The organism is Prauserella oleivorans (assembly GCF_042685745.1).
Lineage (GTDB): Bacteria > Actinomycetota > Actinomycetes > Mycobacteriales > Pseudonocardiaceae > Prauserella_A > Prauserella_A oleivorans.
Map to the genome: position 1 here is coordinate 3,405,245 of NZ_JBHUNT010000001.1, position 20,558 is coordinate 3,425,802.

19 protein-coding genes are annotated in these 20,558 nt (G+C 71.4%); 15 read left to right on the top strand and 4 right to left on the bottom strand.

What is annotated here, in order from left to right; genetic code table 11:
* Positions 1-33: 33 nt before the first annotated feature.
* The 9 genes from ACFSZT_RS16670 to der all read left to right on the top strand — a co-directional run bounded on the left by ACFSZT_RS16670 (position 34) and on the right by der (position 6,515).
* Entirely contained in the window at positions 34-537 is a 504-nt protein-coding gene (locus ACFSZT_RS16670) for an MnhB domain-containing protein (RefSeq protein WP_377389057.1), read from the top strand.
* A complete protein-coding gene (locus ACFSZT_RS16675; RefSeq protein ID WP_377388983.1) occupies positions 534-977 on the top strand; it encodes a Na(+)/H(+) antiporter subunit C in 444 nt (147 codons plus the stop codon). The genes ACFSZT_RS16670 and ACFSZT_RS16675 overlap by 4 nt, the downstream gene beginning before the upstream one ends.
* Positions 974-2,512 carry a Na+/H+ antiporter subunit D gene (locus ACFSZT_RS16680; protein WP_377388981.1) on the top strand — a complete coding sequence of 513 codons (1,539 nt, stop codon included), beginning with the start codon at positions 974-976 and terminating at the stop codon, positions 2,510-2,512. The genes ACFSZT_RS16675 and ACFSZT_RS16680 overlap by 4 nt, the downstream gene beginning before the upstream one ends.
* A complete protein-coding gene (locus ACFSZT_RS16685; protein WP_377388979.1) occupies positions 2,509-3,075 on the top strand; it encodes a Na+/H+ antiporter subunit E in 567 nt (188 codons plus the stop codon). The genes ACFSZT_RS16680 and ACFSZT_RS16685 overlap by 4 nt, the downstream gene beginning before the upstream one ends.
* Positions 3,072-3,338: a monovalent cation/H+ antiporter complex subunit F gene (locus ACFSZT_RS16690; RefSeq protein ID WP_377388977.1), complete on the top strand. Its 267-nt coding sequence runs from the start codon at positions 3,072-3,074 to the stop codon at positions 3,336-3,338. The genes ACFSZT_RS16685 and ACFSZT_RS16690 overlap by 4 nt, the downstream gene beginning before the upstream one ends.
* Complete coding sequence (gene mnhG, locus ACFSZT_RS16695) at positions 3,335-3,676, top strand: monovalent cation/H(+) antiporter subunit G (protein WP_377388975.1); 342 nt, start codon at positions 3,335-3,337, stop codon at positions 3,674-3,676. Before ACFSZT_RS16690 ends, mnhG begins: the two co-directional genes overlap by 4 nt.
* A gap of 78 nt (positions 3,677-3,754) precedes the next feature.
* Entirely contained in the window at positions 3,755-4,459 is a 705-nt protein-coding gene (gene cmk, locus ACFSZT_RS16700; RefSeq protein ID WP_377389055.1) for a (d)CMP kinase, read from the top strand.
* Positions 4,450-5,100, top strand: coding sequence for a lysophospholipid acyltransferase family protein (locus ACFSZT_RS16705; RefSeq protein ID WP_377388973.1), 651 nt, complete (start codon positions 4,450-4,452; stop codon positions 5,098-5,100). The genes cmk and ACFSZT_RS16705 overlap by 10 nt, the downstream gene beginning before the upstream one ends.
* On the top strand, positions 5,097-6,515 hold the full coding sequence (der, locus tag ACFSZT_RS16710) for a ribosome biogenesis GTPase Der (protein ID WP_377388971.1): 1,419 nt from the start codon (positions 5,097-5,099) through the stop codon (positions 6,513-6,515). The genes ACFSZT_RS16705 and der overlap by 4 nt, the downstream gene beginning before the upstream one ends.
* Positions 6,516-6,616: 101 nt before the next feature.
* Here der and ACFSZT_RS16715 read toward each other — a convergent pair whose 3' ends face one another.
* On the bottom strand, positions 6,617-7,237 hold the full coding sequence (locus ACFSZT_RS16715) for a TetR/AcrR family transcriptional regulator (RefSeq protein ID WP_377388969.1): 621 nt from the start codon (positions 7,235-7,237) through the stop codon (positions 6,617-6,619).
* 9 nt (positions 7,238-7,246) lie between these two features.
* On the bottom strand, positions 7,247-8,569 hold the full coding sequence (locus tag ACFSZT_RS16720) for an ROK family protein (protein ID WP_377388967.1): 1,323 nt from the start codon (positions 8,567-8,569) through the stop codon (positions 7,247-7,249).
* A 105-nt stretch (positions 8,570-8,674) separates the two neighbouring features.
* Between ACFSZT_RS16720 and ACFSZT_RS16725 the strand changes: the two genes are divergently transcribed.
* The 6 genes from ACFSZT_RS16725 to sbnA all read left to right on the top strand — a co-directional run bounded on the left by ACFSZT_RS16725 (position 8,675) and on the right by sbnA (position 18,332).
* Entirely contained in the window at positions 8,675-9,586 is a 912-nt protein-coding gene (locus ACFSZT_RS16725; protein ID WP_377388965.1) for a proteasome assembly chaperone family protein, read from the top strand.
* 611 nt (positions 9,587-10,197) lie between these two features.
* Positions 10,198-12,669, top strand: coding sequence for a Pls/PosA family non-ribosomal peptide synthetase (locus ACFSZT_RS16730; RefSeq protein WP_377388963.1), 2,472 nt, complete (start codon positions 10,198-10,200; stop codon positions 12,667-12,669).
* Positions 12,670-12,705: 36 nt separating this feature from the next.
* Positions 12,706-15,231, top strand: coding sequence for a non-ribosomal peptide synthetase (locus tag ACFSZT_RS16735; protein WP_377478297.1), 2,526 nt, complete (start codon positions 12,706-12,708; stop codon positions 15,229-15,231).
* Between the two features lie 13 nt (positions 15,232-15,244).
* Entirely contained in the window at positions 15,245-16,228 is a 984-nt protein-coding gene (locus ACFSZT_RS16740; protein ID WP_377388959.1) for a TauD/TfdA family dioxygenase, read from the top strand.
* 5 nt (positions 16,229-16,233) lie between these two features.
* Entirely contained in the window at positions 16,234-17,304 is a 1,071-nt protein-coding gene (gene sbnB, locus ACFSZT_RS16745; RefSeq protein ID WP_377388957.1) for a 2,3-diaminopropionate biosynthesis protein SbnB, read from the top strand.
* A 41-nt stretch (positions 17,305-17,345) separates the two neighbouring features.
* Positions 17,346-18,332, top strand: coding sequence for a 2,3-diaminopropionate biosynthesis protein SbnA (gene sbnA, locus ACFSZT_RS16750; protein ID WP_377388955.1), 987 nt, complete (start codon positions 17,346-17,348; stop codon positions 18,330-18,332).
* Here sbnA and ACFSZT_RS16755 read toward each other — a convergent pair.
* Positions 18,296-19,618 carry a benzoate/H(+) symporter BenE family transporter gene (locus tag ACFSZT_RS16755; protein WP_377388953.1) on the bottom strand — a complete coding sequence of 441 codons (1,323 nt, stop codon included), beginning with the start codon at positions 19,616-19,618 and terminating at the stop codon, positions 18,296-18,298. The two genes, sbnA and ACFSZT_RS16755, sit on opposite strands and share 37 nt — an antisense overlap.
* 159 nt (positions 19,619-19,777) lie before the next feature.
* Positions 19,778-20,515 carry a zinc ABC transporter ATP-binding protein AztA gene (aztA, locus tag ACFSZT_RS16760; RefSeq protein WP_377388951.1) on the bottom strand — a complete coding sequence of 246 codons (738 nt, stop codon included), beginning with the start codon at positions 20,513-20,515 and terminating at the stop codon, positions 19,778-19,780.
* Between the last annotated feature and the right edge of the window lie 43 nt (positions 20,516-20,558).

Sequence of the window (20,558 nt, forward strand, 5' to 3'; positions counted from 1 at the left end):
ACGGCATGGGACACTCCGCGCGACCGCTGGCTCATGGCCGAGCAGGACAGCAACAACTGGCCACGTTCGCTGCTGCTCGAAGTGATCGCCCGCGTGCTCTTCCCGACCGTCCTGATGTTCTCCGTCTACCTGCTGTTCGCCGGGCACCACAACGCCGGCGGCGGGTTCAGCGGCGGGCTCGTCGCCGGGCTGGCGTTCGTGCTGCGGTACGTGGCGGGCGGCAGTGCGGAGCTGGCGATGGCGGTGCGGGTCCGGCCACCGGTCGTGATCGGCGCCGGGCTGACCATCGCCGTCTCCACGGCACTCGTGCCCGCCCTGTTCGGACTGCCGGTGTTGTCCTCGGCCATCTGGGAGGTGTCGCTGCCCGTCCTCGGCGAGCTGAAGATCACCACCAACCTGTTCCTCGACATCGGCGTCTACGTCCTCATCGTCGGGGTCGTGGTCGACCTGCTGCGCACGGTCGGCGCGGGCACGGAGATCGGTGGCCCCGGTCTCGACGACGAGGTCATGGAGGAAGAGCGGGTGAGGCGGCTGTGACCATCAACATCACCATGGCCGTCGTGCTCGCCGGTCTCTACGCGGTCGGATTCTACCTGCTCATGCAGCGGTCCCTGATGCGCGTGATCCTCGGCATCGTGATCCTCGGACACGGCGCCAACCTGTTCCTCCAGGTCGCAGGCGGCCCGCCAGGCGAGCCGACGTTCGTCGGCACCGCCGTGCTCGAGGCGATGGTGGATCCGCTGCCGCAGGCACTGGCCCTCACCGCCATCGTCATCACCTTCGCGCTGACCACCTTCCTGCTCGCTCTGGCCTACCGGTCGTGGGCGCTCCTGGGCCACGACGAGGTGCAGGACGACGTCGAGGACCGCCGGATCCGCGAGGCCGAGCTCGCCCGGGAGGAAGCCGAGGAGCAGGAGGAGGCCGAGCCCGTCGCCGGGTTCGAGGCGCCCGAGGCCGGCGAGGAGGTCGTCCGATGACCGTGCTCGTCGTGCTCCCCGTCCTGTTGCCGCTGCTCGCCGCGGCGCTCTCGCTGGTGGCCGGGCGCTCGCCGCACGTCCAGCGGCTGCTGGGTGTGCTGGTGCTCACGGCCATCGCGGTCGTCGCGGCCGTCCTGCTCGTGCGCACCGACAGCGAGGGCCCGGTGGTACTGCAGCTCGGCGGGTATGCGCCGCCGTTCGGCATCACGCTCGTCGCCGACCGGCTCTCGGCGCTGTTGCTGCTCGTCTCGGCGCTCGTGACGCTCGCCGTGCTGATCTTCTCGATCGGCCAGCGCATCACCGACTTCGGCAGACGGACGGCCTCGACGGCGTTCCACCCGATGTACCTCGTGCTGTGTGCCGGCGTGTCCCTGGCCTATCTCACCGGCGACCTGTTCAACCTCTTCGTCGCCTTCGAGATCATGCTCGGGTCGTCCTACGTGCTCATCACGCGGCGGATCACCGCACAGCGCGTGCGGGCGAGCATGACGTACGTGATCGTGAGTCTCACGTCGTCGCTGCTGTTCATCACGATGATCGCGCTCGTCTACACGGCGACGGGCACCGTCAACCTCGCCGCGCTGCCGGAGAAGATCGCCGAGCTGCCCGCCGGAGTCCAGTCGAGCCTGGCCCTGTTCATGGTGGTGGTGTTCGGCATCAAGGCCGCGCTGGTGCCGCTGCACTTCTGGCTGCCCGACAGCTACCCGACGGCGCCGGCGCCGATCACCGCGGTGTTCGCGGCGCTGCTGACGAAGGTCGGCGTGTACGCGCTCATCCGCACCCAGACGCTCGTGTTCATCCACGACCAGAGCTGGACCGTGCTGCTCGTGCTCGCCCTGCTGACCATGATCGTCGGCGCGCTCGGAGCCATCGCGCAGAACGACCTCAACCGAATGCTGTCGTTCCTGCTCGTGAGCCACATCGGGTACATGCTGTTCGGGCTCGCGTTGTTCACGGTGATCGGCCTCGCGGGCGTGATCCTCTACGTGGTGCACCACATCACCGTGCAGGCCGCGCTGTTCCTCGTCAGTGGTCTCATCACCCGGCACACCGGAACGGTGTCGCTGCAGGCGATGTCGGGCGTGGCCAGGGCGTACCCGCTGGTCGCGGTGCTGTTCGCACTGCCGGCGCTCAGCCTCGCGGGCATCCCGCCGTTCTCCGGGTTCGTCGCCAAGATCGCGTTGCTGCAGGCCGGTGCCGAGGTGGGGACGCCGATGGCGTACACGGTCACGGCCGGGGCTGTGCTGACGAGCCTGCTCACCCTCTACGCGATGAGCAAGATCTGGGTCGGCGCGTTCTGGGGCCAGATCGCCGCACCACAGCCCGACCCGGACCCGACCGACGAGGTCACCGTCGGCACCGGTTCGACGTCGGGCGCGATGCTGGTGTCCACCGGCGGGCTCGTGGCCGTCAGCGTGCTGATCGCGGTGTTCGCCGGCCCGCTCGCGTCGATGAGCGAGCGCGCCGCGGCGGACCTCCTCGACGGCGGCGCCTACCGGGTCGCGGTCCTCGGCGCGGAGGGGAGCGCGGAATGAAACGCGTGTCGCCGTCGCTGCTGATCTGGCTCGTGCTGGTGTGGCTGTTGCTGTGGGGCACCGTCGATCTGTCGACGGCCGTGTTCGGGGTCCTGGTCGCGCTGGCCGTGCTCGTCCTGTTCCCGCTGCCGGTGCACCGCTGGAACATCTTCGGCCACCCGCTGCGGCTGCTGGTGCTGGGCGGATACGTCGCGGTGGACCTGGTGCTGTCGGCGTTCCGGCTCGCCAAGGACAGCCTCGTCCGGCCGGGTGGCGTCCACGCCGCGATCATCGCCGTGCCGGTGCTGTCCGACACCGACCACGTCATCGCCTCGGCGGCCAACGTCCTCTCGCTCGCGCCCGGCAACTTCGTGCTGCAGATCGACCGGCCCAACGGCATCTGGTACGTCTACGCCCTCGGGGTGCGCACCCGTGCCGACGCGCACAAGGTCTACGACGACGCGCTCGACCTGCAGGCCAGGGTGATCTGGGCCTACGGCTCGGCGGAGGAGGCGCGCTCCGTGCGGCAGCGGGCCGAGGAGGCCAAACGCCGGCGCGACCGATCCGTGGTGGAGGGGCCATGACCATCGTCTTCGGGATCACCTTCGGCCTGCTGGGCCTCGCCGGTCTGCTCACGCTGATCCGGCTCGTGCGCGGGCCGCGCACCCTCGACCGGATCCTCGCCGTCGACGTGCTCGTGGTACTCATCGTCGCCGGCACGTCCGTGGGGATGGCGATGTCGCTGCGAGGCATCTACATCGCCCTGATCGTCGTGGTGGCACTGCTCGGGTTCGTCGGCACGATCTCCGTGGTGCGCCTCGTCGAGCGCAGGGAGGAGTACCGGTGAGTGTGCGCGACTGGATCTGCGCGGTCCTGCTGATCTCCGGTGCGCTGTTCTGTGTCGTCGGCACCTACGGCATGCTCCGCCTGCCGGACACACCGAGTAGGCTGCAGGCGGCGACCAAGCCCCAGACTCTCGGCCTGCTGCTGATCCTCGCGGGCACGGCCGTGCGGCTCGAGCCCCAGTACGCGGTCGGCCTGCTGCTGGCGGGGCTGTTCCAGATCATCACCTCACCCGTACTGTCCCAGCTGTTCGGGCGGGCTGCGTATCGCACCGGGGCGGTCGACCACTCGACGCTGGTGGTGGACGAGCTGGAGCAGCGCCTGCGTGCGAACGACCGCTGAGCGCCAGGCAGAATGGGAGCTCGGAAGAACGCAAGGCGAGAGGCAGGAGAACGGTCGGTGGCGGGAGCCCTACGCGGCGTGGTCGCTCTGGACGGCCCGTCGGGAACCGGGAAGACGACGGTGGCGCGCAAACTGGCCGCCAAGCTCGGGGCGGGATACCTCGACACCGGCGCGATGTACCGCCTCGTGACGCTCGCCGTGCTCAGGGCGGGTGTCGATCCCGAGGACGCCGCCGCGGTGGCCGCGTTGGCCCGCGAGCTCGAGGTGAGCGTCGGGACCGATCCGGCCCGGCCGCGGGCGCGGCTCGCCGGCGAGGACGTCGGCGACGAGATCCGGACGGCACGGGTGGACGCGGCCGTCTCCGCCGTGTCGGCGGTGCCCGCGGTGCGGGAGGTGCTCGTGGCCGGTCAGCGCCGGATCATCGAGCACGTCCTCGACACGGCCGGGGGCATCGTCGTGGACGGTCGCGACATCGGCACCGTGGTGGTGCCGGACGCGCCGCTGAAGGTCTTCCTGACCGCCTCCGCCGCGGTGCGGGCGGCCCGCCGCAGCGCCCAGGACACCGCCGCGGGCCGGTCCGCGGACCCGGCGACCGTGCTGGCCTCGGTGGAGCGCCGCGACCAGCTCGACTCCACCCGGGCCACCTCCCCGCTGCGCCCGGCCGACGACGCGGTGGTGTTCGACACCTCGGAGCTGTCCGTCGAGCAGGTCCTGGTGGCGCTGAGCGAACTGGCCAGCCAGCGCGGCCTGCTCGGGGGAGAGGTCGCGGAGGTGTGCCGGTGACGGCACTGCCCCAGGGCGCCCAGCCCTGGCTGCACGACGTGGGCCGGGGGATCGCGCGGTATCTGTACCGGCCCGCGTACCGGGTGCGCGTCCACGGGCTGGCGAGAGTGCCGCGCACCGGGCCCGTGGTGCTCGTGGCCAACCACAGCACGATGATCGAGCCGCAACTCATCTTCGGAATGTTGCCGCGCCGGCCCGTGTTCCTCGTCAAGGAGGAGATGTACGCCGGTGCCGCGGGCCGGTGGCTGCGATGGCTCGGGCAGATCCCGGTGAAACGTGGCGCGCCCGACCGGACGGCGTTGCTCACGGCCACCGGCGTCCTGCGCCGCGGCGGGCTCGTCGCCGTGTTCCCGGAAGGCACCCGGGGCGCGGGGGACGTGGCGACGGCGCATCACGGCGCGGCCTGGCTGGTGCGGAACTCGGGTGCCGTGGTGCTGCCCGTGGCGGTGCGCGGCACGCTGGGCACACCGGGACGGCGCCGGTTCCGCCCGGTGGTGGACCTGCTCGTCGGGGAACCGTTCACACTGGACGTCGGCCCGGGCCGCGCGGGACTTGCCGAAGGCACCGAGCGCATCCGCGGGACGCTCGCTGCGCTGGTGGACGAGCTCGACAGGGACAGAGAAGAGAAGCAGAGACAATGACCGAAGCAGACGGCACGTGGTCCGACGAGGCCGAGTTCGCCCAGCTGGACGAGCTGGGCGCCGACGCCGAGGCCGACGACGCCGCCGAGCTCAACCAGCCGGTGCTCGCCGTGGTGGGCAGGCCGAACGTCGGCAAGTCCACGCTGGTGAACCGCATCCTCGGCCGCCGCGAGGCGGTGGTGCAGGACGTGCCGGGCGTGACGCGCGACCGGGTCGCCTACGACGCGCTGTGGAACGGGCGCCGGTTCACGGTGGTCGACACCGGCGGTTGGGAGCCGGGGGCGACCGGACTGCAGGCATCCGTGGCGGCGCAGGCCGAGCTCGCGATGTCCACTTCGGACGCCGTGCTGCTCGTGGTGGACGCCACCGTGGGTGCCACGGCGACGGACGAGGCGGTCGCGAAAGTGCTGCGCCGGTCCAAGCGCCCGGTGATCCTGGCGGCCAACAAGGTCGACGACGAACGCCTGCTCGCCGAGACCGCGTCGCTGTGGTCACTGGGGCTCGGCGAGCCGCGGCCGGTGAGCGCCTTGCACGGCCGCAGTTCCGGCGACCTGCTCGACGCCATCGTCGACGCACTGCCCGAGGCGCCCCGGGACGCCGAGCGCGCCGCGGGCGGACCACGCCGGGTGGCGCTGGTGGGCAAGCCGAACGTCGGCAAGTCCAGCCTGCTCAACAAGCTCACCGGCGAGGAACGCGCCGTGGTGGACTCGGTCGCGGGCACGACGGTGGACCCGGTGGACTCCCTCGTGGAGCTCGACGGCCAGCTGTGGCGCTTCATCGACACCGCGGGCCTGCGCAAGCGCGTGCAGACGGCCAGCGGCACCGAGTACTACGCGTCGCTGCGGACCAAGACCGCGATCGACGCCGCCGAAGTGGTCATCGTGCTGCTCGACGCGAGCGAACCGGTGTCCGAACAGGACCTTCGCGTGGTGACCATGGTCGCCGAGGCCGGGCGGGCGCTCGTGCTGGCGTTCAACAAGTGGGACCTCGTGGACGAGGACCGCCGCCATCGGCTGGAGCGGGAACTCGACCGCGGCCTGGTCCGGGTTCCGTGGGCCGAGCGGGTGAACATCTCCGCGCTCACCGGCCGGGCCGTGCGCAAGCTCGCGCCCGCGCTGCGGACCGCGCTCGCCTCCTGGGACCAGCGCGTGCCCACCGGCCAGCTCAACGGGTGGTTGTCCGATCTGGTCGCCGCGACCCCGCCGCCGGTGCGTGGCGGCAAGCAGCCGAAGGTGCTCTTCGCGACACAGGCCGGGATCCGGCCGCCGACACTCGTGCTGTTCACCACCGGCTTCCTCGAGGCCGGGTATCGCCGGTTCATCGAGCGCAAGTTCCGCGAACGCTTCGGGTTCCGTGGCACGCCGGTGCGGATCAACGTCCGGGTGCGGGAGAAGAAGCCGAGGAAGCCGCGGTAGGGATTGCTCCGGCAGTGGACTGCACGGCGGTGCGGCTGACGGCCAGCCGCCCGCCGCTCCACCGCTGATGACGCTGCGTCAGGCGTGTCCGTGGCGTGGGGTCACGGCCCGGTGAGAGCAGCCGTCGCGACCCGCGTGATCTCGGCGACGACGTCCTCCATCGGCACGCGCCTGCCGCCGGCCGCGCAGTGATAGCCGAGCTCGTTGACGGCACCGATGAGCGCGACGGCGCTGAGGTGGAAGTCTCGCGCCATCCCCTCGCCGTGGGCCACGCCGCGCTCGGCCTCGGCGACGAGAAACGCCGCCCACCGCTCGCGCCAGGCGAGCCGGTGCCGCTCGACGGCCTCGCTCACGCCGACGACTTCCACAAAGGACAGCCGGGCCCAGCGTGGGTCCGTGGCCGTGGCCGCGAGGTAGGCGCGCACGGCGTGTTCGAGCCGCACGGCCAGCGGAGCGTCGCCCATCTCGGCGAACACGGCCGACACAGCGGCCATGGCACGTTCCAGCACGATGTCGTGCAGGGTCATCAGCAGGGCCTCGCGTCCCGTGAACTCCTCGTAGAAGTTGCGCGTGGACACCCCGGCCGCCGCGCACAGCCGTTCGATCGACGTGGCCGCGTAGCCCTCGGTGCCGAACAGCTCGAGCCCCGCGTCGAGCAGGCGCTGCCTGCGCTCGGCGCGGCGATCGGCCGCCGTCCGGCCGCCGTAGACCCGATCGGCCACCACCTCAGGTTAGAACAGGGGCGTGCGCAGCGGGACCTCGACGAGTGAGGGCCTGCCGGCAGGCGCTCCGGCCTCGACCCAGTGGGCCAGGCGCTCGGCCGTGAACAGCTCGTCGATGACCATGAACGCCGCGCCGACGAGGCCTGCCCGGTCGCTCAGCGTCGACCGTGTGATGCGCAGCTCGCGTGTGGCCAGCGGCAGCGATCGCCGGTACACCGACTCGCGGACGGCTGCGAGCAGCAGGTCGCCGGCGCCGGCGACGCCGCCACCGATGATGACCAGCGCCGGGTTGTAGAAGCTCACCAGGGTCGCGAGCAGGCTGCCGACCAGTCTGCCCGCCCGGGTGAGCAGTTCGACGGACGTGCGGTCCCCGCTCTGCGCGGCGCGGGCGACGTCCGCTGCGGTGACGCGTCCGGCGTCGGCGAGGACGCCGGCGAGGTACTCGCTGCGGCCCTCCCGTGCGGCGGCCTCGCCGTCCCGCGCGATGGCGGCGCCGCCCGCGTACGCCTCGAGGCAGCCGGTGTTGCCGCAGCGGCACACGACTTCTGTGTCGTCGGCCACAGCGGCGTGGCCGATGTCCCCGGCGCAGCCCTGGCTTCCCCGGTGCAGCCTGCCGCCCGACACGAGCCCCGAGCCGATTCCGGTGCCGATCTTGATGTAGAGGATGTCGCGCTGCCCCCGGGCCGACCCGGCGCGCAGCTCGCCGAGCGCCATCGCGTTCACCTCGTTGTCCACCCACACCGGCGCGTTGTACCGCGTGGTGAACCGGTCGCGCACGGGGTAGCCGTCCCAGCCCGGCATGATCGGCGGGGCGCTCGGCCGTCCGGTCGCGAACTCCACCGGACCGGGCAGCCCGATGCCGACACCCCAGATCGAGCGAGGGCCGCCGGACGCGCGCACCTGCGTGAGCAGCTCGTCGAACAGTTCCTCGACGCGGCCGAGGATCCGCTCCGGTCCCTGGGCGATATCAGCTGCCTCCTCATGCTCCGCCAGGACGGTCCCGGCGAGATCGGTGACGCCCGCGCCGATGCTCGTGGCGCCGAGCTCCGCGGCCAGGATCACGCCCGCGCGGGCGCGGAACCGGAGCTCGCGGGGCGCGCGGCCTCCGCTCGACGGTCCGAGTTCGCCTTCCTCCAGCAGTCCGCGGTCGATGAGCTGGTTGACGCGCTGGGTCACGACGGTCCGGCCGAGACCGGAACGCCTGCCGATCTCCGGGCGGGTGCGCGCCGTTCCGGACCGCACGAGATCGAGCACCGACACCAGACTGTCGACGTGTTCCGGGGTGAACCCGGCAGTGCTCCGTGTCGTCCGCGGCAGCTGCACGCCGCCCATCTTTCCACCACGTCGCGGAACGAAGCAGAGTCTGTGGTGGGATGAAAGAAGGTTGGCGATGCGTTACCGACCGCTGACGGGTACAGCTGGAGACAGGAGGTACGTGTGGTGTCGGATCCGGACGAGTTGTACGCAGTGGATTCCGACCTCCCCGTTCTGGACGGAGCGGTGTTGCTGTATCACTTCGACGGCTACATCGACGCCGGCTCGGCGGGCAGCGTTCTCGCCGATCACCTCGTCGAGGATCTCGACGGTCCGATCGTCGCGCGATTCGACGTCGACCGGCTCCTTGACTACCGCTCGCGCCGTCCCACCATGACGTTCGACGGGGACCACTGGGAGGACTACGACGCGCCCGAGCTCGCCGTCCGGTTGCTGCACGACGCCAACGACACTCCGTTCCTGTTGCTCACCGGCCCGGAACCGGACCGTGAATGGGAACTGTTCGCCGAAGCGGTGCGACAGCTGGTGCAGCGTTGGCACGTCCGGCTGAGCGTGGAGTTCCAGGGCATCCCGATGGCCGTTCCGCACACCCGCCCGCTCGGCGTGACCGCACACGCGACCCGGTCGGAGCTGGTGCGCGAGTTCACCCCGATGTTCAACCGGGTCCAGATTCCCGGCAGCGCGGAGGCGCTGCTGGAGCTGCGGCTCGGACAGTCCGGGCACGACGCCGTGGGCTTCGCCGCCCACGTCCCGCACTACCTCGCCAACGCGCGTTATCCGGGCGCGGCGCTGACCCTGCTCGACGCGATCCAACGGGTCACCGGGCTGGAGCTGCCCGCCGACGCGCTGCGCGAGGCGTCGCGCCGCACCGATGTCGAGGTCGATCGGCAGGTGCGCGAGTCCGCGGAGGCCGCCGACGTGGTGAGCGCGCTGGAACGCCAGTACGACGCCTTCACGGCGGCCACCGGCAACCTCCTCGCCGAGGAGGGTGAGATGCCCACCGGCGAGGAGATCGCGAGCCAGTTCGAGAAGTTCCTCGCCGAGCAGCAGGGCAACGACTCGACCGACTCCTGATCCCGGCGCTGCCCATGTCGCGTGTGGACCCCGGGGAGGCGCGGCGGGTGGAGGGTCGCGAAACGTTCTCCACCCGCCCGAGTGTGTTGGCAATTACCGGAACGGATCGGTTTCGGGCACGGTAGTGCCGACACCGTTAGGAACCGGGAGACTCCACACCGGACCCGTGTCGTGTGCCGTTGAAACCGCAACTCCGCGAACACCTTGACATCACCGGGCGGCAGTAGTGTCGTGAAGTGACCTCGTAGCGAGGCTTCGATGCCGAAAAGTGCGGCGGAGAAGGGGATCGCCGGCGGCGGTCCGACACGAAGTGATGCTCGGGAGCGGTCTGTGACGGCGACGGAAGAGAGAGCGCGAGCGGGCGCCGCGTGATGATCACCACCTCGTCGCCCGCTTGCTGATTCATGTCCCTGACCACGACAACGGCGTCGGCCTGTGCCCGGTGCGAGCTGTGCCCTCCCGGGCGGAGTGGCGACTGCTCGTGACCGGTGCGGCCGCCGCACCGCGCCGGATCGCCCACCGGGAGGCACGGTGATGTCCACACACGACCGGAATGACCGCGGCGGCGGGACGACCGCGACGCGAGCCGGCACACCGGCCGGGGCGAGCCCATGGCCGTGAACACGGGCGACACCGTCCACACCGGAGAGACGCTGGCGGGTGCGCTGGCGGACATCCTGGCGGGTGTCGTGCGGACCGACACGGTCGGCCACGACAGCCACTTCTTCGACGATCTGGGCGCCAACTCGCTCGTCATGGCGCACTTCTGCGCGAAGGTCCGAAAGCACCCCGGGTTGCCGCCGGTCTCGATGAAGGACGTCTACCGGTATCCCACCATCTCCGGCCTGGCGACGGCGCTTCTCGACGGGGCGCCCGTCCGGGACCAGGCCCCCGCACCGGTTCCCGTCGCGGTGCCCACCCGGGCGACGACCGGCCGGTACGTCCTCTGTGGCCTGCTGCAGGTGCTGGCCTTCCTCGGCTACTCGGCGATCGCCGGCCTCGTCGTCGGCCGGGGTTACGAGTGGGTGTCGCAGGCCGCCGGGCCGGCCGACGTCTATGCGCGGTCCGTTGTGGTCGGCAGCGCGGCTTTCGCCGGCATGTGCCTGTTCCCGATCGGTGCCAAGTGGATCCTCGTCGGCCGGTGGAAGTCCCGCGAGTTCCCGGTGTGGGGCGCGGAGTACTTCCGGCTGTGGGTCGTCAAGGTCCTGTTGCACGCCAACCCGATCGTGCTCTTCGCGGGCAACCCGCTGTTCGTGCTGTACCTGCGTGCGCTCGGTGCCAAGGTCGGCAGGCACGTCACGTTCCTCAGCCCGACGGTGCCGGTCTGTACCGACCTGCTGACCATCGGCGACGGCACCGTCGTGCGCAGAGGTGCCCGCCTCCTCGGCTACCGCGCCCAGGCGGGACATATCCAGACCGGTCGGGTGACCCTGGGCCGGGACGCCTACGTCGGTGAGCAGGCCGTGCTGGACATCGACACGGCGATCGGTGACGGAAGCCGGCTCGCGCACGCGTCGGCGCTGCACACCGGCGTGACCGTGCCGCCGGGGGAGTACTGGCACGGCTCGCCCGCCCAGCGCGCGCCGGTGGATGCCGCCGGTGTCCCACCGGTGCCGTGCGGCACCCTGCGCCGCGCGCTATACGGTGTGGCGACGGTGCTGCAGCTGGTGGTGGTGTACCTGCCATTGGGCGTCGGCGGCCTGTACATGCTGCTGACCGAAATTCCCGCACTCGCCCCGATTCTGGTGCCGGGCGCCGGGCACGTCACGTCGGCGCGGTTCTACCTCGTCGCGTTCGTCGTCTCGCTCGTGACGTTCTTCGGGGTCACGCTCGCGGGGCTCACCCTGGTGTTCGGGCTCGCGCGGCTGCTGAACCTGCTGGTGCGGCCGGACCGGGTGTATCCGCTGTACGGCCTGCACTACTCCCTGCACCGCGCGGTCACCCGGCTCACCAACGTCCGGTTCTACCTGTGGCTGGTGGGCGACAGCTCCTACGTCGTGCACTACCTGCGCGCCCTCGGCTACGACCTGTCGAGGGTCGAGCAGACCGGATCGAACTTCGGCACGATGGTGCGGCAGGACACGCCCTACCTGACGATGGTCGGCACGGGCACGATGGTGGCCGACGGCCTGGCGGTGGTGAACGCCGACTACTCCGGCACGTCGTTCCGCGTGTCCCGCACGACCATCGGCCCACGCAACTTCCTCGGCAACGGCGTCGTCTATCCCGCGCAGGGCCGGACCGGCGACAACTGCTTGCTCGCCACGAAGGTGATGGTGCCCCTCGACGGGCCGGTGCGGGAAGGCGTGGGACTGCTCGGCTCGCCCGCGTTCGAGATCCCCCGGTCGGTCGAGCGTGACACCCGCTTCGACCATTTCCGCACGGGGGAGGAGTTCCGCAGGCGGCTGTCGGCGAAGAACCGGTACAACCTGCGCACCATGGGCGTCATGCTGGCCCTGCGCTGGCTGTCCGTGTTCGGCTTGACGCTGATCGGGCTGGCGGCGGCGGATCTCTACGACGTGCTGGGCGGGGCGGCGGTGAGCGTGTCCCTGGCGGGCGGTGTGGTCTTCACGACTGTCTACTTCGTCCTGGTGGAACGCTGCCTCACGCGGTTCCGCCCGCTGCGGCCCCGCCTGTGCTCGATCTATGAACCGTACTTCTGGTGGCACGAGCGACTGTGGAAGGTCCCGGAGACCCATTTCCCGTTGTTCAACGGGACACCGTTGAAGACCCTGCTGTGGCGCATGCTGGGAGTCCGGATCGGCCGGCGCGTGTTCGACGACGGCTGTCATCTGACGGAACGGACGCTCGTCACGATCGGCGACGACTGCACCTTGAACCCGGGAAGCGAGATCCAGTGCCACTCCCAGGAGGACGGCACGTTCAAGTCCGACCGCACCACGCTCGGCTCCGCCTGCACGCTCGGCGTCGGAGCACTCGTGCACTACGGCGTGACGGTGGGGGACGGCGCGGAGGTGCTGCCCGACTCGTTCGTCATGAAGGGCGAGGAGGTGCCGGCGCGGGCCCGGTGGGGCGGCAACCCGGCCACGGAGGTGCGGCGTGCGTACTGTCGCCCGGTCTGATTCGTTGATAGTCCACTGTGGACGATATGGCGAGGCGTGAGCGAGGAGGAGCCGATGGAGGGCTCGACGCAGGAAGCGCGCACCTCGTGGCGCGACACGGGCGGCCGCACGAGCCTGCCGCGGTGGACGTGCGACCCGGTACCCGGTGTCGCGGGCTGTGAGCGGACCCTTCCCGCCGCCGTGGTGACGGCCGCGCACCGGCTCGCGGCCGGCCTCGGCATGCCGATCGGCACCGTGCTGCTCGCCGCGCACGCGCGCGTGCTCGCCGCGCTGTCCGGCGAGGACGAGGTCGTCACCGGGTACCTCACCGATGGCGGTCCGGTGCCGTGCCGGCTTTCCGTGCACCCGGGGTCGTGGCGTGACCTGCTGCTGCGCACCCGGCGCGTCGAGGCCGGCCTGCTCGCGCACCCGGACGTGCCGCGTGACGAGGTGACCTCAGCGGCGGGACCGGGGTACGAGACGGTGCTCGACGCCGGCGAGCGGGACGGCGAGCAAGACGGCGGCCCCGGCGAGGACGTCGTCCTGCGGGCCGGCTTGGTCCGGCGGGACGGGATGCTCGTCCTGCGGCTGCAGTACCGCACCGACGTGCTGGACGTCGCCTGTGCCGACCGCATCGCCGGGTACCACCTGACGGCGCTGGAGCATCTCGTCGCCGACCCGGACGCCGAGCACAGCACCACGAGTCTGCTCTCCGCCGGCGAGCTGCGGCTCCAGCTCGAGGGCCTCGCCGGGCCCCGGCGGCCGTTGCCCGGTGTGCGCCTGCACGAGCTGTTCGAACAGCAGGTCCGGCAGAGCCCCGACGCGGTCGCCGCCGGATACGGCGAGCAGCGGTGGACCTATGCCGAACTCGATGCCCGGGCCAACCGGATCGCCCGTTGCCTGCTCGCCCACGGGCTGTGCGCCGAAGACGTCGTGGCGGTGGTGACCGAACGCGACCTCGGCTGGATGGCCGCCGTGCTGGGCGTGTTCAAGGCGGGCGGCGCCTACCTGCCGGTGGAACCTCAGCTGCCGCCTCGCCGGATCGCGGCGATGCTGACCCGCGCCGCGTGCCGGCTGGTGCTGTTCGAGGCCGGTAGCACCGGCAACCTCGACGCCGCGCTCGCGTCGTGCCCCGGTGTCCGGGCGATCCCGCTCGGGCAGGCCTGGGCCGAGAGCTGCGACGCGACCGACCTCGGGCTGCTCATCGGACCCGGCAGGCTCGCCTACATCTACTTCACCTCCGGGTCCACGGGTGAGCCCAAGGGCGCGATGTGCGAGCACGCCGGGCTGCTCAACCACGTCCTCGCCAAGATCGAAGACCTGGCGATCGGAGCTGGGACGGTCGTCGCCCAGACCGCGCCGCAGTGTTTCGACATCTCTTTATGGCAGCTGGTCTCGGCCGTGCTGGTCGGCGGCCGCACCGTCCTGGTGCCGCAGGAGGTCATCCTCGACGTCCCTCGGTTCGTCGACACCCTCGTCGCCGAGCGGGTCGCCGTGCTCCAGGTCGTGCCGTCCTATCTGGACGCGATCCTGGCGCATCTGGAGCGCACCCCGCGGCCGTTGCCGGACCTGCGGTGCGTGTCCACCACCGGCGAGCCGCTGAAGCCGAAGCTCGCACGCCGCTGGTTCGCGGCGATGCCCGGCATCCCGCTCGTCAACGCCTACGGGCTGACGGAAACCTCCGACGACACCAATCACGAGATCCTGCACGGACCACCGGACGGCGACCGGGTGCCGCTCGGCCGGCCCGTCGCGAACGTGCGTGTGTACGTCGTCGACGAGCACCTCTCACCGGTGCCGCTCGGAGCCCCGGGCGAGATCGTCTTCTCCGGGGTGTGCGTCGGCCGCGGGTATGTCAACGACCCGGACCGCACCCGCCGCGCATTCGCCGCCGACCCCTACCGGCCGGGCGAGAGGCTTTACCGCAGCGGTGATCTCGGTCGCTGGCGCGCCGACGGCAAGCTCGACTTCCTCGGCCGGGCGGACACGCAGGTCAAGATCCGCGGGTTCCGCATCGAGATCGGCGAGATCGAGAACACCCTGCTGCGCCTGCCCGGGGTGCGCGACGCCGCCGTCGTCGTGGCCGACGGCACCGGCGGCCCACGCCGCCTGGTCGCCTTCCACACCGGCGGGCCCGCGGATCCGGACGTGCTGCGGCGCCGGCTGGGCGAGTCGCTGCCCGCGTACCTGGTGCCCGCGGCGTTCCACCGGCGCGACCGGCTGCCGCTGACCCCGAACGGCAAGCTCGACCGGGCGGCCCTGACCCGGCTCGCCGCCGAACTCGGTGACGGCGAAGCGGACCACCACGCTCCCGCGACGCACACCGAACGCCGGATGGCGGCGGCCTGGGCTTGCGTGCTCGGGATCGCCGAGGACGCGATCGGGGCCCGCGACGATTTCTTCGACCGCGGCGGTACGTCCCTCGCGGCGGTGAAGCTGGCCATCGCGCTGGACCGGGCCGTCTCACCCGCCGACGTCACCCGCCACCCGGTACTCGCGGACCTGGCGCGGCTCGTGGACGCCCGAGCGGATCGGCGTCCCGAGCCCGCCGCCCCGGCGCCCGACTCCCTCACCAGTCGTTGAAAGGACACCACCGATGTCGACCTCTCTCCTCCCGATCGACGTGGACCACCGTCCCGGCGCCCCGCCCCTGGCGCGCGTGCAGCCACCGGCCGTGGCGGCGGACTGGGCCGCCGAGCACGGCGCCGCCCTGCGGGGTGTCGTCGCCGAGTGCGGCGCCGTCCTCGTCCGCGGCCTCGGGTTGCGCTCGGCCACCGACGTGACGGCCGTCTTCCACCGGCTGGCCCCGACGCTCATGCCCGAACGCGAGGCGTTCGCCAGCCGGCACCGCTACGCCGACGGCGTGTACTCATCGGCGACCTGGCCTGCCAACCAGCCGATGTGCATGCACCACGAGCTGAGTTACGCACTCGAGGTGCCCGGGCTCCTGATGTTCGCGTGTCTCACCGCACCCACCCAGGGCGGCGCCACCGGCATCGCCGACGCGGCCGCGGTGTTCGAGGCGCTGCCGGGCGAGCTGACCGCACGGTTCGAACGCGAGGGCTGGCTGCTCACCCGCAGCTACACCGACGAGATCGGCGCCTCGATCGCGGACGCGTTCGGCACCGGCGACCGCGCCGCCGTCGAAGCCTACTGCCGGGCCAACGCGATCGAGTTCGCGTGGCAACCGGACGGCGGTTTGCGCACGCGCCAGCGTCGCCCCGCCGTGGTCCGCCACCCGGTCACCGGCCGGCGCTGCTGGTTCAACCAGGTCGCGTTCCTCAGCGAGTGGACGCTCGACCCCGACGTGCGGGAGTACCTCGTGGACGTCTACGGCGCCGACGGCCTGCCGTTCACCACCCGGTTCGGCGACGGCGAACCTATCGGCGAGGACGTCGTCGCGCTGCTCAACGAGACCTACGAGGCGCACACCGACCGCGAACCGTGGCAGCCGGGCGACCTGTTGCTCGTCGACAACATCCACACGGCGCACAGCAGGGAGCCCTACACGGGCCCTCGCGAAGTCCTCGTGGGAATGGCCGATCCCGTGCGCCCCGCCGACCACGTTCCCGAGAGGTGAGACCGATGACGACGCTTCGGGCCACCGAGCCGGAACCCGCGAGCTCCGCCGACGCCCAGGTGCCACCGTTCGCGGTCATCTCCGGCCGGCAGGTCGACCGGATCCTGCGCGGCCGGGAACACCGCATCGTCGGGCTCATCGAGGACACCTACCGGGCGCACTGCGCGGGCGAGTCGGTGAACCCGCCGTCGTACTTCCTGCGGTTCCCGGACCGGCCCTCGGACCGCATCATCGCCCTGCCCGCCTCGATCGACGGCGCGATCGGCGTGTCCGGTCTCAAGTGGATCTCCAGCTTTCCCGGCAACGTCCGATCCGGACTGCCCAGGGCGTCGGCGGTGCTGATCCTCAACGACCACGACACCGGATACCCGTTCGCGTGTGTGGAGAGCTCCATCATCAGCGCCACGCGCACGGCCGCGCTGGCGGCCTCCGCCGCCGACTGGCTCAGCCGCGGCCGGGCACGTCCGGCCCGGCTGGGCTTCGTGGGCGCCGGGCTCATCGCCCGCTACATCCACACCTACCTGACCCGCACCGGGTGGTCGTTCGACGAGATCGGGCTGCACGACGTGTCGGCCGACAGTACGGCCGGCTTCCGCGGCTACCTGGAGCGCGTGGGCACGGCCGGGCCGGTGAGGGTGCACGACAGCGCCGACGAGCTCATCCGCTCCAGCGACCTGGTGGTGTTCGCGACGGTCGCGGGACGGCCGCACATCACGGAGCCGGCGTGGTTCGCGCACAACCCGCTCGTGCTGCACGTGTCGCTGCGGGACCTGGCGCCCGAGGTTGTCCTCTCCGCCTGCAACGTCCTCGACGACGTCGATCACTGCCTGACGGCGAACACCTCGCCGCACCTGGCCGAACAACGGGTGGGGCACCGCGGATTCGTGCACGGCACGCTTGACGACGTCATGGGCGGACGGCTCACGCCACCCCGGGACCGCCCGGTGGTGTTCTCGCCCTTCGGGCTCGGCGTGCTCGATCTCGCCGTGGGCAAGTTCGTCTACGACGAGGCACTGCGCGCGGGCGACCTCACGGTCGTCGACGGGTTCTTCCACGAACTGCGCCGGTACGGCTGACGGCCCTGCCGCACAGCGTCCCTGATCGGAAGGTGGTCCTCGTGCCCGTCATCTCGGTGCCGCTGGAGTTCAACGAAGAGGATCTCTACGTCAATCTGTGGCCCACGTTCGGACACATGCTCTTCCTCAAGTGCGAGGGGTTCAACTTCGCCGGGTCCATCAAACTGAAAGCCGCTCTGGGCATGGTCGATGCGGCCGAGCAGGACGGCAGGCTGCGGCCGGGGTCCGTGCTCGTGGAGTCGTCATCGGGCAACCTGGGCGTCGCGCTGAGCATGATCGCGGCCAATCGCGGCTACGGGTTCGTCTGCGTGACCGACTCGCGGTGCAACCTCTCGACCCGCCGGCTCATGACGGCGCTCGGCGGTGAGGTCCACGTCGTCACCGAGCCGGACCCGGAGCGCGGGCTGCTGGGAGCGCGGATCGACTACGTGCGCGCGCTGTGCGCCGCCGACGACCGCTATGTCTGGCTCGACCAGTACACGAACCCGGCGAACTGGGGGTCGCACTACCGCACCACCGCGCCCGCCATCGCACGGCAGTTCCCGGACCTGGATGTCCTGTTCGTCGGAGCCGGCACCACCGGAACGCTCATGGGCTGCGCCCGCTGGTTCAAGGAGTGGCGGCCGCCGGTGCGCATCGTGGCGGTCGACAGCGTCGGATCGGTGATCTTCGGTGGCCCGCCCGGCAGGCGGATGATTCCCGGCCTGGGCACCAGCGTCCGGCCGCCGCTGCTCGACGAGTCCTATGTCGACGAGGTGGTCCGGGTGGCGGAGCCGGACACCGTCCGGGCCTGTCACCGCCTGGCGCGCAACGGGTTCCTCTTCGGTGGGTCCACGGGCACCGTGGTGAGCGGTGCGCTCACCTGGCTCGACCGCAACGCCGACAGCGGGGTGACCGCCGTCGCCATCGCGCCGGACCTGGGTGAGCGCTACCTCGACACGCTCTATCACCTGGCCTGGGTACAGGACATCTACGGCGAGGAGGTGCTGGGCTACCGCGAGCCCGCCGCCCGGTCGCGCTCGGCGTGAGCACCGGCGGCCGGGGCGTGCCGGTCGGCAGTGAAGTCGGGCCGTTCCAGCAGGAACGACACGGCGAGTCCGGCGACGAGTCCCCAGAACGCGGCGCTGATGTTCAGCGGCTGCACGTCCGACACGGTGACCAGGAACGCGACGAGCGCGCCGAGTGTGAACCTGCCGCCGAACGCGGTGACGAAGGCGGTCTGCAGCGCGCGGAGCATGGCCAGCCCGCCGAGCACGGCGATGAACGCCTCCGGCGTGGCCAGCATCAGCCGGACGAACGCCGGCGCGCACAGGCCGGTCACCATCGCCAGCAGGCCGCAGACGATCCCGGCGATGTACTGGCGGCGGCGTTCGCCGCCGGCGACGAGCAGGGCGTTGGTGGGACCGGTCAGGCACGTCGACACCGCACCGACCAGGGCGGCGGGCAGCGACCAGAGCCCGCACGCCACGGTGACGACGTTGACCGGGGGCGTGTGACCTGCCTGGCGGAGCACCGCGACGCCCTGGCCGTTCTGCACGACGAGCACCGTGATCGCCAGCGGCACCACGAGCTCGAACAGGGCCTGCCAGGACCACTGCGGCAGCTGCAGCAGCGGCTGCGCGAACCACCCGGTGTCCGAGGGTGGCGGGGCGAACCGGCCGGAGAGGATCACCGCGAGCACCCCGGCGAGCAGGGCCCCGAGGATCGGCGGCATCCGGTGGCCGAGTGCGGGGAACACGCTGAGCAGCAGGAACGCGGCGACCATCGGCACCGCGACGAGTGGGTCGAGTCCGAGCGCGGTGATCAGGTCGAGGCCGAACCTGAGGAAGACACCCGCGACCATGGCCATCACGATCGGCATCGGCAGGGCGGCCATCACCGTGCGCACCCACCCCGTCAGCCCGACGACGAGGACGAGGACGGCGGTGACGAGGAACGCGCCGAGGACTTCGGGCCACGCGAGGTGGTTGAGCGACCCGCCGACGACGACGGTGCCCGGGATGGTCCAGAAGAAGGCGAGCGGCTGGCGGTAGAGCCAGGAGGCCAGGACGGTGAGGATGCCGTTGAGGAAGAACACGCCGAAGATCCACGACGCAAGCTGGCCGGCGGTCAGTCCGCCCTGCACGCCCACCGCCAGGATCACGGCCACCGGGCCGGTCGCGGAGAACACGAGACCGACGAGCCCGTTCGCGACGTAGGTGCCACCCGCGTCGCGGCTCAGCCTGCGCAGCCCCGCGAGTGGCCGGACCGGCCGTTCGAACCGGCCCTGGGCTTCCACCGCCACGGCACCGTCGTCGTCGATGGTGGTGGTCACACACCCTCCTTGCTCGCCTCCGTCGGACCTCGCGTACGCATGCTGAACAACCGGCCGCTTTGCGTACAGAGGGATGTGGGGTGTCCCATAGAGCGGCGCGCTGGGTGGTGGTCCCGCGCGGTGTCTTCCCTGCGACCGGTGCACCGTCTGTGATGTCGATCACGCCGTGGGTGGCGCCTGGGCGGGCTTGCGTCGCAACCCCCAGGCCGCCTCCACGGCGTCGTCGGTCAGTACTTCGGCCGGCGCGCCCTCCGCGAGCAGCCGGCCGCCCGACAGCAGCAGACAGTGATCGGCGCGGGCGGCGTCGGCGAGATCGTGGGTCACGTGCACCACGGCCGCGCCGCGGGCGGCCGTGTCCGTGAGTGCCCCGGCGATGATGTCCCGGGCCGGACCGTCCAGTCCGGTCGTGGGCTCGTCGAGCAGGAGGATGTCCGACCTCTGGGCGAGGCCCTGTGCCACGAGTACGCGTTGCCGCTGGCCGCCCGACAGTGTGCCGAGCCGGCGTTTCGCGAGCTCCGAGATACCGAGCAGGTGCAGGCACTCGGCGACGATCTCGTGGTCCTGTTCGGACAGTCGGCGCCAGAGCCTCCGGTGTGCCCAGCGTCCCATGCGGACGGTCTCGAGCACGGTGATCGGCAATCGGTCGGACACCGCACTGCGCTGGACCACGAGCGCGGGCCGCATCCCGTCGGGCAGTCGCACCGACCCGGCCGTCGGTCGTACCACGCCCGCGACGGAGCCGAGCAACGTCGACTTTCCCGAACCGTTCGGCCCGACGATCGCGGTCACGGCCGCGCGGGGGAGCCGGGCCGTGATCCGGTGCAACACCACCCGTCCGGAGTATCCGGCCGACAGTCCGTGGACCGTCACTCCGCCTGCCCTGTCACAGCGTGTCATCGCGCTCCCTATTTGTAATGAAACTCGTTTTCACTATAGAGTC